This is a genomic window from Paenalcaligenes sp. GW821-LYS-B07-1 (assembly GCF_058803365.1).
The window spans coordinates 134,442-147,710 of record NZ_CM179516.1 but is presented as its reverse complement, the minus strand read 5'-3'; the positions used below and the strand labels follow the sequence as shown (position 1 = coordinate 147,710).

Sequence of the window (13,269 nt, the reverse complement as noted above, 5' to 3'; positions counted from 1 at the left end):
TTCTTTCGTTTAGCGCTTCCTATTTCTGTACGGCACTACGCTTTATGTTCGATATTCTTGTCTATTTGTTTGAAAACTATTACAACCCACAGGCTTGTCCTAAAGCGGAAGTGCTAGCGCACAAGCTGGCTGCCATCGGGTTTGAGGACGATGAAATCAACGATGCATTGAGCTGGTTACATGGTTTGCATGAGTCTTCTGCTCAACACCAGCCACTGCAGGCGTTGCATCATCAACAAAGCCTGCGCGTCTATACTGACTTGGAATACGAATTTTTAGGTCAGGAAGCCTTGGGCTTCATCAGCTTTTTAGAGCAATCCGGCGCGTTGCCGCCTACGTTGCGCGAGATCATTATCGAGCGCGCCATGGCTATAGATGAATCGCCTATAGCCTTGGAAAAGATCAAAATCATCACGTTAATCGTGCTCTGGAGCAACGATGCCGAAGTCGAGCATCTGATCTTTGAAGAGTTGGTCACCGACGACGGCGACCGCCTCTACCACTAATCTTTAGCCACTAATACGTTCCCCTGCTCATCCAGCATATGTTTGAGCAGTGGAATACCATTTTCTACGCGGAATTCGGCAAACTTCGCAGGTTCAAATACAGAGGCTTGGCCTTCTTTGAAGAACCAGGCATCGGTACCGGGAGCCCACTGGCCATTCTTGCGCACTAAGCGTAACAGTACCCAATCAGGCTGCACTGCCACGTCAAGAATCTGACGTTGGTTACTGCCGCCTTCTAGCTCTACATAACGGTACTGATAGGCTTTGTCTGAATCACGTGAGCTTTGCAGTGCCTGCAATTCCCAGCCCAACTCACCTGCAACAGGCGGTGCTAACCACGCCCACACCGTAGAGCCATCCTCTTCGTAGGAATCTATATGGTCCTGTTGTCGTATGCCATTGTTCAGTCTAGAAACGTCCCTTGCCACTTGGAAGTCCAATGACATGTAATCACCCTGCATCAAAGAACGTGGGTCTACCGGAGCCAACTCCAATACGATTGCCTTACCATCCGACAAAATACGCTCTTTATCCCAGATGTTGTAATTGGCCAAGCCTAGTATCAATATCAATCCGGCTAAAATTACTGGCCCCGGGCGCAAATACTTCATGCCCTTAGGCATTGGGCTAGTAGTGTCTGTATCAACAAAGGCTGCTAGGGACTTCACTGCTCCTCGGAACAGCGTCATATACACCAACAACACCACGGCACTACATGCCAATAACAACGCTTTTTGATTCAGACTAATGTTGAAGTCGTAATACAGTTTTCCTAACGCAACAAAAAGCGCTAGCAGCATCACAACAAACAACAAGCGACTGCGCCATGCATAGGCAACCAATAACCACGCCAAGGTCAATGAAATAGTCGGCGCGCCTGCCCACGTAACAGACAACAGCACACACACCACCACGCCTACCGCCGTGACAACAGACCAAGCTTTCTGACGCTGCAACGCTACCGCTAACACCACAGCTGGTAAGGGGAAAAGCAACCAGCTTGGTATCCACGTACCTAGTGCCCACTCAGATAGAGTCTCGCCAAACATCAACACTGGCGGCATCAAGCCTATACCCACCAAACTGGCAACCAGCCCTGCCCACATAGCAGGCGCCCAATAACGATAACGCTCCGGCGTTTGATGGGCTCTAACACCAATCACCAAACTCAGTACCACCACGACAAACACCTGCCACTGCATAAAAGGTGTTAACCATGGGAACTCATAATAGTAGCTGGTAACCAAACCATGGAAATTTAGCCACAAGAAAGCACTGATAATGGTCCAACCAGCCGCCAGCAACCTCACTAGCCATACAGGTGATAACACATATAGCACCACACCCATAATGACCTGCAGGAGAGGATAAATCGTGTTTTCTTGTTCTACCTGCATGACCCATTCCACGCCGCTGAACACGAGGCCAACGATCACCAATAGTGCGGGAATGTCTTGCAGACCTTCTTCACCTGCTTTGCGCGACAACCACAAGCCACCGCCTACAAAGCACAGCATCACCCAGAAGGAGTGTTTAAAGATTTCTGCGTCGGTAAGCAGCGTTAATGTCACCAGTATGAGGGCACTGCCCAACAATACCGCGCCCAACCTCAATAAACGCAAGAACCAAGGTGGTGACGCCGCATCGGTATGAGTGGGGGCAGCCTCGCCTTCTTGCTGCGGGATGGCCACACGCACAGTATGCTTACGCCATTGCTGCAACAAGTCTTTAGCCAGCAGTACAGCCAAACTAATTTCTATAATTGTGAAGATGAACCACGCCGCAATATCGTCGCTACCAAGACGAATAAAGAACGGTATCAACGCCGCCAAAAAAGCGCCGTATACAAAGCTCAAACTGACCTGATCAGGACAACGCTGTCGGTAGTACCACGCCATTGCCGCCATCGCAACTGATGCCCCTAACCAATAGCTTAAGAAGCTACCTTCCCACTCCATTAGGCCGCCCATCACCAAATAGAACAGCGCAACACTGGCCACAGCTGAGAGCAAACGGGGCACTACCCTAAACGGATCACGTAAATAGTGCTGACACACCTCGGACAACACTAATAAACACAGATTAAGCACAACAACGATCAGCGTCACAGCCAAGGGGCCGTCTATCCACCAATACATCCGGCTCCACATGTTCAGTGCGTTAAACCCTAGCAGTACGCCTGCTACGTTCACAATCACTATCCACAGCACGGCTAAGATAATAGAACGCAGCCCCACTAGCCATGGCGTAATGGTCAATGCCCACACGGCAAAAAGTTGCCAAGGATCCGCACCCGTTTGATAGATTTGGCCTAACAATGCCCATAGCCCACCTACGGCTACGGCAGATAGCCCCATCATTAACGGTACAGGCGCATATTCAGGCCACCAGCCGTGGCCACGTTTATGTAATATCCACGCCAAACCGGCTGTCAACACAATAACGCCCTGCACCAAGGCAATACGTATGGTTTTGCTCAACTCAGACCAGTTCGCCGCAATCACACTGATCAATGCGCTACACAATAATAGGATGGCTAACGCCAATGAGGCCCGCAATAAAAACCTAGGCCAAACAGGCATACCGAACGTGGCAGATACTGAGGATTTAGTGTTAGACATAGTTCCGAGTGTGGATAATTTTTTTCTGCTATCGTACAGTAGCAAACAATGTTGCGCACACAAAAATGGTAAGGCCTTGTGGCTGGAACTTGCGCATACGGGGTTCAACCCGTAATATCCGCGCTATTGCTGCGGGACCGCTGTCATTGGAAATACATGAATAAAACACTCATCATTGCTGAAAAACCCTCTGTTGCCCTGGATATTTCCAGAGCCTTGGGTGGTTTTACCCGTGAAGGGGACTACTTCGAAAGTGAACAGTACGTACTGTCATCCAGTATTGGTCACTTGCTGGGCTTAGTCGCTCCCAACGACCCTAAACGTGGCAAATGGAGTTTTACTCACCTGCCAGTCATTCCTGAAAAATTTGAACTGGATGTGGCTGATAAGCGTTCCGCAGAACGACTAAAACTGTTGGTCAAACTGTTGAAGCGTAAAGACGTAGACCGCATTATCAATGCCTGTGATGCGGGGCGTGAGGGTGAACTGATCTTCCGCTACATCGTGCAATACGCGAAAGTAAACAAACCTATACAGCGTTTGTGGTTACGTTCCATGACTCAGGCAGCCATCCGCGAAGCCTTTGAGAATCTGCGTGACGACGACGAAATGAAACCGCTAGAAGCCGCTGCTCGCGCCCGTGCCGAGGCAGACTGGCTAGTAGGTATCAATGGCACACGTGCCATGACTGCGTTCAACAGCAAAGACGGTGGCTTCTTCAAAACACCTGTAGGCCGTGTGCAAACCCCCACGTTGGCTATTGTGCATGCTCGTGAAGAAGCCATTCGCAAATTCGTCTCCCGTGACTACTGGGAAGTACACGCCACCTTTGTGGCAGGTGCAGGCCTGTATAACGGTAGGTGGTTTGACCCCGAATTTAAGAAAGACGAAAAAGACCCCGAGAAACGTGACTCACGCCTCTGGTCTGAAACGGCCGCCAAAACCATTGTGGTAGCCTGCGACGGCAAACCTGGCATTGTGAGTGAAGAATCCAAACCTTCTACGCAACAATCACCAGCCCTGTTTGACTTGACCACTCTGCAACGCGAAGCCAACTCCCGTTTTGGTTTCTCAGCAAAAACTACGCTAGCACTGGCACAAACACTGTACGAACGCCATAAAGCGCTTACCTACCCACGTACTGACTCACGCTATCTGCCTGAGGACTACGTAGCCACCGTTAAAGACACCATGCGTGCTTTGGCTGACTCCCAAAGCTCTGCTAGTGCTTCGGTACAGCCTTTTGCTCGCCAAGTGGTAGAGCAGCAGTGGGTGAAACCTAGCCGCCGTGTCTTTGACAACAAAAAGGTTTCTGATCACTTTGCGATCATTCCTACGCTACAAGTGCCACGCGAGCTCAGCGATGCCGAGTTCAAAATCTACGAGCTGGTCACACGACGCTTCTTAGCGATTTTCTTCCCAGCAGCAGAGTTCCGCGTCACCACACGTATTACCAAAGTCTCTGGCAACCACTTCAAGACCGAAGGTAAAGTGCTGATCAACCCCGGTTGGTTGGCGATTTACGGTCGTGAAGCGCAAGGCGAAGACGACAACTTAGTTGCCGTTCAACCTAACGAAGAAGTGCTTACCGAAGACATTGAAGCGCGCGGCTTGGCCACTAAACCGCCTGCACGCTTTACTGAGGCTACCTTGCTATCCGCCATGGAAGGTGCAGGTAAGTTGATTGACGACGAATCCCTACGCGATGCCATGTCCGAGCGTGGTCTGGGTACTCCTGCCACCCGCGCCTCTATTATTGAAGGTCTGCTGAACGAAGGTTACTTGCGCCGTGAAGGCCGCGAGCTGGTGCCTAGCGCCAAAGCCCGTCAGTTGATGACGCTCTTGTCCGGTTTGGATGTCAGCGAATTGACCTCACCTGAACTGACTGGTGAGTGGGAGTTCCGCCTCAAACAAATAGAACAAGGCCAAGAAGGCCCCGAAGCCTTCCTGACCAAAATCGCGCAGATGACACAAATCATCGTGAAACGCGCCAAAGAATACGAACGCGATACGGTACCGGGTGATTACGCCACCCTGCAAACTCCCTGCCCTAAATGTGGCAGCGTAGTGAAAGAAAACTACCGTCGATTTGCCTGCACCAGTTGTGATTTCTCGTTCGGCAAACACCCTAGCGGGCGCACTTTTGAGTTGCCTGAAGTAGAAGAACTGCTGCAAAAACGTGAAATTGGTCCGTTAACTGGCTTCATCAGTAAAATGGGTCGCCCTTTTGCAGCCATTCTGCGCATCACCGATGAGTTCAAGCTAGAGTTCGACTTTGGCCAGAACGACGAGGAAGACGAAGAAGAGGTCGACTTCTCTGACCAAACACCCGTAGGCGCTTGCCCTAAATGCCAAGCTAACGTGTTTGAGCATGGCATACGCTTCGTGTGTGAGAAAGCCGTGGGTCCTTCACAAACATGTGACTTCCGTAGCAATAAAGTTATTTTGCAGCAGGAAATCTCGCGTGAACAAATGCACAAGCTGCTGACTGACGGCAAAACTGATTTGCTGGATGGCTTTGTTTCCAACCGCACAAACCGCAAGTTCAAAGCATTCCTGACACGTGACGCCAAAGGCGCCGTGAGTTTTGAATTCGAGCCTCGTCCTGGTAAGACCGCCGCGAAAAAATCCTCTGCTAAAAAAGCCGCTAAGAAGGCAGCCAAAAAAGCCGTGAAAAAAGTCGCTAAAAAAGCCGCCAAGAAAGTGGCCTCCAACGAATGATCATGTCGATCCTTGAACCTTGGCACTATGTAAAGCCCTCGTCCTTACACGGGACGGGGGTTTTTGCTGCACGAGATATTCCTGCTGGTACCAGCATTATGGAATACGAAGGCAAGCATATCAGCAACCAGGAAGCTGATGAAATGGAGCCATCAGACCCCAACAACCCCTTTCACACCTTCTTCTTCTCGCTATCTTGCGGCAAGATCATAGATGGTGGTGATGGCGGTAACGAGTCGCGCTTCATTAATCACTCCTGCGCACCCAACTGCGAAGGGCACGAAAACAGCGCGGGCACCCGCGTGTTTATCGTAGCCTTGCGAGACATCGCCAAAGACGAAGAGCTGCTGTATGACTATGCCCTCGTCATTGACGACGACATCACGCCTACGCTGCAGAAACAGTATCAGTGCTTGTGTAATGCCCCAAATTGCCGGGGCACGATGCTGGCCTTACCAGAGGCCAAAGATAAGCCTACAACCACAAAATCAGCACTGCACAAAAAACTGAAAAAAATACGTCGTGAACAAAAGAAACTGCGCAAACACATGCGTCAGTTAAACAAAAAACTAGACCGAATCCTCCAACATACAGAAGATCCGGTCTAGTTGTAGCAAGGTGATTAACGAAACCAGCCCACCACTCTCTTTTATAAAATCTGGCTAAGGAATGTTTGGGTTTTGGGGTGCTGAGGGCTGTCAAAGAAGCGCTGTGGCTCGGCTTCTTCTAGTATTTGTCCATCGGCCATAAAGATCACCCTGTCTGCCACACTACGGGCAAAACCCATTTCGTGGGTGACGCACAGCATGGTCATACCGTCCTCAGCCAGCCCTATCATGGTGTCTAACACTTCTTTCACCATTTCTGGGTCTAGCGCTGAAGTAGGCTCATCAAACAGCATGACTTTGGGACTCATACACAGCGCTCTGGCAATCGCCACCCGTTGCTGCTGACCACCCGATAGCTGGCTGGGGTATTTGTGCGCATGCGCCTTAATACGCACGCGATCTAAGTATTTCAATGCAATAGCCTCAGCATCCGCTTTGGCCATTTTGCGTGCTCGCATAGGTGCCAACATACAGTTTTCCAGCACGGTTTTGTGCGGAAACAAGTTGAACTGCTGAAACACCATGCCCACCTCGCGGCGAATGGCCTGCACGTGGGCTGGGTTCTGATCCAGCACCATGCCATCCACCATAATCTCACCTGACTTAATAGGCTCCAAGGCATTAATGCAGCGTATCAACGTGGATTTCCCCGAACCGGACGGCCCACAGATAACGATTTTTTCACCCGGCTGCACTTCCAGATTAATGTCTACCAACGCATGGTATTCGCCATACCATTTGTCGACATTGCGCATGGTAATAATAGGTTTAGACATGACTCACTTCTACTCAATATTCATGATCGGTACTACGCACAGTGTAGTGACGTGTCCCACGCTTAATTGACCTTTAATTTGCGCTCCAAACGGCTGGCGTACAGTGATAACGGCCAACACAGAATGAAGTAAATCAGGGCCACCAAACCAAAAACAATCATGGGTTGGAAGGTCGCGTTATTCACAATCTGGCCAGCACGGGTCAGTTCGGTAAAACCAATAATCGCCGTCAACGACGTTGCCTTAATGATCTGCACCAAATAACCCACCGTAGGGGGGATGGCAATTCTCAACGCTTGCGGCAACACTACATCAATCATTTTCTGGATGTAGCTCAACCCCAAGGCTTCTGCAGCTTCGCTTTGCCCATGTGGTACAGCCTGTATGCAACCGCGCCAAATTTCTGCCAAGAATGCCGCACTATTCAAGATCAAAGCAATCGCAGCGGCATACCACACACCTATTTCCAGCCCCATCACAGGCAAGCCGAAAAACACTAAAAACAACTGCAACAGCAGTGGCGTGCCCCTAAAGAATTCGATAAACACACGCATAGACTGGCTTACCCAGCCACGCACCGATACTCGGCCTAACGCAACTCCCAACCCTAATACCCCACCACCTATAAATGCGATAAGGGATAGCCAGATCGTCCATTGCGCGGCCTGGACAATAAACCAGAAATCTTCTATTCCAAATGTACGCATTATTTACGGTCCGGATAATCAAGCAGGTACTTGTAGATGACGGAGAACATGGCTGAGAACAACAGGGTCAGCAGTAAATAAATCACCGTCACCGTGATATAAATCTCGAAACTGCGGAAGGTGAGGGACTGCAACCCAGTTGCTACAGAGGTGAGGTCGTCTGCAGAAATCACCGATACCACGCTAGAGGCCAACATCAGGTAAATAAACTGGCTGGTCAACGCTGGGTAAATCGCTTTTAAGGCGGGCCGCAGAATAATGTGTAAGAACACCTGCACACCCGACAAACTTAAGGCGCGACCAGCTTCTATCTGGCCCTTGGGAATAGACTCTATGCCGGCGCGTACAATCTCACTGGCATACGCCCCCAAATTCACGGTCATCGCCACTAATGCCGCTGTATGGGCGCTCCACTTCACACCTATAGATGGCAGTGCAAAGAAAAACACAAACAGCTGGATGATAAAAGGTGTATTGCGAATGACCTCAATATAGGCATTCACTAAAAACCGCAAAAAAGCATTACCGTTGATTTTGATGCTGGCGCAAATTACTGCAACAATCAGCCCAAAAAACATAGATAGTGCCGATAACTGAATCGTGACCCATGTGCCTTTAAGCAGCAACGGCCACGCTTCCAGCACTGGATCAAACTGAAAAACGTAATTCATAGCGACATCCAGACGCCGGTGAACAAACGAGTCGCTTACTCACCGGTGCTTAACAACTGATTAATTTGAAGCAGCGTGTACGGATGCCGGTAAAGGTGTACCCAGCCATTTTTCAAACACCTGATCCAAAGAGCCATCTGCCAATTTCTCTTTGAGGAAGGCATTCACTGCGGCTTCTAGTTCTGGACGATCTTTTTGCATGGTAATACCCATGACTTGCTCGTTAATCACATAACGAATCTCGAATTTTCCTGGATGACGTTTTTGCACTTCTGAGGCAATCACTGTGGATGTACCAGCTAGATCCACCTGACCCACAATCATGGCTTGCAAGGCTGACGCATCATCATCGAAACGACGAATATCGGTACCTTCAGGAGCAATTTTCATCACACCAATGTCCGTAGTACTCGCACGCGGCACCCCAATTTTGTATTTAGTGAAATCGGCTGGGCTGTCCACCACAATATCCGCTGGCCCCAACAACACCATGCTGGCAGCAGAGTACGGATTGGAGAATTGCACTTGCTCCTGACGCTCAGGCGTAATCGCTAATGACGCCACCAACACATCTGCTTTGTCAGTTAACAGGTAGGGAATGCGGTTAGGTCCGGTAGTGATGACTGGCTCTACTTTTACCCCCAGATAATCGGCCAGCATCTGCGCCACTTCAGCATCGTAGCCATCGGGTTTATTGCCTGGGCCGGAGCTGGCATAAGGAGGGAAATCCAACATCAAACCTATCTTGATCGTGCCTCGGTCTTTAATACGCTGCAGGCTTTGATCGTCTTGCGCGTGAGCTGCTGCCCCTGTCAAGCCAATCATCAACGACATACCCAGAGCCACACATACTTTTTTTAACATTGTCTTCTCCACAGTCCGTTAGGGGTATTACTTCAGTTTTCTGCACCCTACGATGCTCTGTAGCGTGCATTGACGAAACGCTATGGGCATAGTAATTTCATCAACGAAAAATCTTTTTGTATGTAATTTTTTTGTTGCAGACTATCAAAAATAATTTCCCTGTTCTAGCGAGGATTGCTAGGTAAAACCCTAGCTTTTGGTTTTTAAAGAATAATCACGAGTTTTTCTGCCCACATACAAAAAACCCCTTTTATTAATAAAAAAATAGAATAAAAACTATGGATACAAGCTTGTCTCCACCTACCGAGAGCACTGCCCAGCGCTACCATGCACCTGCTTTGGAAAAGGGGTTAGACATACTGGAGGTGTTGAGCCAAAGCCCCCACGGCTATACGCTCAGTGAGCTAAGCCACGCCTTAAATAGAGGGGTGAATGAGATTTTCAGGATGGTGAGTACGTTGCACCAGCGCGGCTACATACAGGTCAGTGACAGTGATCGTTACGTCCTGAGCCTGAAACTGTTCGAGCTGTCTCACCAACAAGAGCCCGCCAAATCCATCATCAAAGAAGCGCTACCCTTATTAGCAGAGCTATCCGAACGCAGTATGCAATCGTGTCACTTAGCGCTATATCAAAACGGCAGAGTGATTATTGTGGCGCAACAGGACAGTCCTGAACGCTGGTCTTTTGGTTTGAAGATGGGTGCACTGATTGGCTTAACCGATACCTCATCTGGTCACGTGCTCTTGGCTTTTGCCGATGAGGTGACACGGGTACGCATGCTGAACCACCACATACGTATTGATGGTGAAAACCAGATGGACCCTGGCCAACTGTTTGATTTACTACACACCATACGTCAACAAGGCTATGCCACCATGCCTAGCGCTCAAATTGATGGCGTCACCAATATCGCCATGCCTATATTAGGTTTAGAAAACAAAGTACTAGCGGCGATTAACGTACCACATGTGTCGCGTATTGATGGCTTGCGACGCCCCACGGCGACGCAGATCGCCTCTATTTTGGCCGACATTAGTCTGCGCCTATCACACCGTATGGGCTATAGTGGCCCCCATTGTTACACTCCCTGATCCGCCGAGCAGTACTATGCCTGATGTTTTCTCGTTGTATGTTTCCGCACTAAGCTCCATTGCCCCTTTGGTCATGTGCGGCGGCGTAGGTTTTATTTGGGGTAAAAGTAAACTCCGATTCGACATTGCTTTTATCTCTACACTAGTCACTCTAGTGGGTGTTCCTGCACTGATTTTCCACACGCTCTACACCACCGCCATTGATACCGCTGCCTTAGTGGACATAGGTTTATCTAGTGTAGTCGCCTTAGGTCTTGCTGCTGCTCTTTGCGTCGCTGCTCTAAAACTATTCAAAAAACCTATACGGGCCAACATACAACTGGCTACCTTCCCCAACTCGGGCAATTTAGGTCTACCACTGTCTACGTTGGCTTTTGGGTCTCTAGGGTTATCGGCAGCCTTGGTGTTCTTCGCCATCTGTACCTTCCTACACAACACGCTAGGCGTGCGTACACTGACCGACAAACAAAGCAGCAGCAAGGGCACACAATTTATTGTGATCAGTGCGGCCTTACTTGCCATCATTGCTAAAAGTTTGTCTGTACCAGTACCAGAATGGACACTGAACGGCTTAGGCTTAATAGGCAGCATTACCGTTCCGCTAATGCTGTTTAGTTTGGGGTATTCACTGGCCAACATTTCGTCAGAAGGCATGCAAAGTGGCAGTTTTATGGCGATTTTGCGCTTGGCCGCTGGCTGTATTGGTGCTGTGCTCGCCTGCTGGATGCTGGGTACGCCCGGTCTGTTGGCCGCCATTATCATTCTGCAAATGACTATGCCCTGCGCGGTGTTGAGCTATATGTATGTATCGCACTTCCAGCCCGATCAAAAACACATCGCAGCGAGTGCTGTACTGGTATCTACGGTAATTTTTTTGCTGGCGTCACCACTGTTTATTGCCGCCTTGCAGCACTTCTACCTTTAATCTGCCAGTACCAGACCCTCACGACGGGGGTCTGCACCACCATATAAGCCATTTTTGGTGATCACAATGCCTTGTAAGCCACTGGTGAACGGCAAAATATTCACATTATGACCTTTGGCGCGCAACGCATCGGCCACGCCCACCACTGACGTGCCTTCTTCCAACTCTGTCGCGCCATTACGGCTGCCGTAATGAGGCAAAGCGATGGCGGTTTGTATATCCAACCCCCAATCCAATACACCTACCAAAGTTTGTGCCACGTAGTTAATGATGGCACTGCCCCCCGGCGACCCTGTAATCAGATACGGTTTTCCAGCATCAAACACCATCACGGGCGCCATACTGCTGCGTGGCCGCTTACCCGCTTCTACACGGTTTGCGACTGGCCTACCTTGCGCGTCAGTGGGCAAGCTAGAAAAATCGGTGAGTTGATTATTCAACAAGAAACCGCGCACCAAGATTTTGCTGCCAAAAGCGGCTTCTACGCTGGTGGTCATGCTCACTAAGTTCCCAAAAGCATCTGCCGCCACCAAATGGCTGGTGGAGGGAAGCTCATAAGCACGGTCTTGACCCAAGCTTGCTAACAACGACATAGGATCACCCGGTTCAGCCTTCCCCATGCTGGAGTCAGGTTGTATCAACGCGCTGCGCTGTCGCAGATAGGCAGGGTTTAATAGCCCTTTCACAGGAATACCCACATACGCAGGATCTGCCACATAGAAATCACGATCGGCATAGGCCAACCGGCCTGCTTCCGAGAAGTAATGCACCGCCTCTACGCTCTGTGGTGCAAATTGCTGCATGGGAAACTGCTGCAGCACTCCTAATAACTGCAGCACAGTCAGCCCACCCGAGCTAGGTGGCGGCATACCGCACACGATATAGCGGCGGTACGGCCCACATAAAGGCTCACGCTCTACAGCAGCATAGCTTTGTAAATCAGTGAGACTTAAGTCACCAGGTTTTGGGTGATTTCTAACCGAACGCACCATATCTTCGGCGATTTCACCCTCATAAAACGTCTGCACACCATCTTGGGCAATACGTGTCAGAGTATCTGCCAACGCTTGGTTTTTAAGCCTATGACCTACCGGCCAAGGCTGGCCCTGTGCATCCAGAAAATACGCCGCAGCCGCAGGTTGCTCACGCAACGCCTGTTGGTTATCCGTAATCAAGGTATGCAAGCGTGGGCTAACACTAAACCCCTCTGTCGCCAGTTGTATAGCAGGCTCAAATAAGGTTGCCCACGGTAAGCGGCCATGTTGTTGATGCGCCATTTCTAGCGCACGCAACACGCCTGGCGTGCCAACGGACAATCCACTGTTCACAGCCTGTGTATAAGATAAAGGTTGGCCTTGCTGCAAGAAACGATCAGACGTCGCCAAAGCAGGCGCTGTTTCACGCCCATCATAGGTTTGCAATTGTGCCTCTGCACCGTCGTAGTGCAGTAGAAATGCGCCCCCGCCTATGCCCGATGACTGCGGCTCTACCAACGTAAGCATGGCTTGCGCCGCAATAATGGCATCTATAGCGCTACCGCCCTGCTCTAACATGGCATAACCAGCCTGTGTCGCTAGGGGGTTAGCTGTCGCAAACATCTGACGTTGACCATGCACCAATTGCTGCTTGGTCTGGGCGCTAGCTCCCTCAGGCGCGGTATCAGCAGACGTCAACGTAGTGGAAGGCTGTGTGGCACACCCTAGCAATGTCACTGTCACTATCACTAGCGCCGTCCAACGCCATGGTTGATTGTTAGCCTTCATCACTACTCCTTAA

Annotated in this window: 11 protein-coding genes; 5 read left to right on the top strand and 6 right to left on the bottom strand. The window is 50.1% G+C overall.

What is annotated here, in order from left to right; translation table 11 throughout:
* Nucleotides 1-44: 44 nt before the first annotated feature.
* On the top strand, nt 45-506 hold the full coding sequence (locus tag AC3QL0_RS00675; protein ID WP_493009612.1) for a Smg family protein: 462 nt from the start codon (nt 45-47) through the stop codon (nt 504-506).
* Here AC3QL0_RS00675 and AC3QL0_RS00670 read toward each other — a convergent pair.
* A complete protein-coding gene (locus tag AC3QL0_RS00670) occupies nt 503-3,127 on the bottom strand; it encodes a GDYXXLXY domain-containing protein (protein WP_493009611.1) in 2,625 nt (874 codons plus the stop codon). The genes AC3QL0_RS00675 and AC3QL0_RS00670 overlap by 4 nt on opposite strands.
* Nucleotides 3,128-3,283: 156 nt before the next feature.
* Between AC3QL0_RS00670 and AC3QL0_RS00665 the strand changes: the two genes are divergently transcribed.
* Both AC3QL0_RS00665 and AC3QL0_RS00660 read left to right on the top strand, forming a co-directional pair.
* Nucleotides 3,284-5,848 carry a DNA topoisomerase III gene (locus tag AC3QL0_RS00665; RefSeq protein ID WP_493009610.1) on the top strand — a complete coding sequence of 855 codons (2,565 nt, stop codon included), beginning with the start codon at nt 3,284-3,286 and terminating at the stop codon, nt 5,846-5,848.
* Nucleotides 5,845-6,456: an SET domain-containing protein-lysine N-methyltransferase gene (locus AC3QL0_RS00660; protein WP_493009609.1), complete on the top strand. Its 612-nt coding sequence runs from the start codon at nt 5,845-5,847 to the stop codon at nt 6,454-6,456. The genes AC3QL0_RS00665 and AC3QL0_RS00660 overlap by 4 nt, the downstream gene beginning before the upstream one ends.
* A gap of 41 nt (nt 6,457-6,497) precedes the next feature.
* On the opposite strand, the gene AC3QL0_RS00655 is transcribed toward AC3QL0_RS00660, so the two are convergent.
* The 4 genes from AC3QL0_RS00655 to AC3QL0_RS00640 all read right to left on the bottom strand — a co-directional run bounded on the left by AC3QL0_RS00655 (nt 6,498) and on the right by AC3QL0_RS00640 (nt 9,474).
* Nucleotides 6,498-7,232: an amino acid ABC transporter ATP-binding protein gene (locus AC3QL0_RS00655; RefSeq protein WP_493009608.1), complete on the bottom strand. Its 735-nt coding sequence runs from the start codon at nt 7,230-7,232 to the stop codon at nt 6,498-6,500.
* Nucleotides 7,233-7,294: 62 nt separating this feature from the next.
* Nucleotides 7,295-7,939, bottom strand: coding sequence for an amino acid ABC transporter permease (locus AC3QL0_RS00650; protein ID WP_493009607.1), 645 nt, complete (start codon nt 7,937-7,939; stop codon nt 7,295-7,297).
* Nucleotides 7,939-8,610, bottom strand: a complete 672-nt coding sequence (locus AC3QL0_RS00645; protein ID WP_135864087.1) for an amino acid ABC transporter permease — start codon at nt 8,608-8,610, stop codon at nt 7,939-7,941. The genes AC3QL0_RS00650 and AC3QL0_RS00645 overlap by 1 nt, the downstream gene beginning before the upstream one ends.
* 60 nt (nt 8,611-8,670) lie before the next feature.
* Nucleotides 8,671-9,474 (bottom strand): transporter substrate-binding domain-containing protein, encoded by an 804-nt coding sequence (locus tag AC3QL0_RS00640; protein ID WP_493009606.1) that lies wholly within the window; start codon nt 9,472-9,474, stop codon nt 8,671-8,673.
* Nucleotides 9,475-9,752: 278 nt separating this feature from the next.
* Between AC3QL0_RS00640 and AC3QL0_RS00635 the strand changes: the two genes are divergently transcribed.
* Nucleotides 9,753-10,568: an IclR family transcriptional regulator gene (locus AC3QL0_RS00635; protein WP_493009605.1), complete on the top strand. Its 816-nt coding sequence runs from the start codon at nt 9,753-9,755 to the stop codon at nt 10,566-10,568.
* Between the two features lie 16 nt (nt 10,569-10,584).
* Nucleotides 10,585-11,493: an AEC family transporter gene (locus AC3QL0_RS00630; protein WP_493009604.1), complete on the top strand. Its 909-nt coding sequence runs from the start codon at nt 10,585-10,587 to the stop codon at nt 11,491-11,493.
* Here the strand turns inward: AC3QL0_RS00630 and ggt are convergent.
* Complete coding sequence (gene ggt, locus AC3QL0_RS00625; RefSeq protein ID WP_493009603.1) at nt 11,490-13,256, bottom strand: gamma-glutamyltransferase; 1,767 nt, start codon at nt 13,254-13,256, stop codon at nt 11,490-11,492. The two genes, AC3QL0_RS00630 and ggt, sit on opposite strands and share 4 nt — an antisense overlap.
* Nucleotides 13,257-13,269 lie beyond the last annotated feature (13 nt).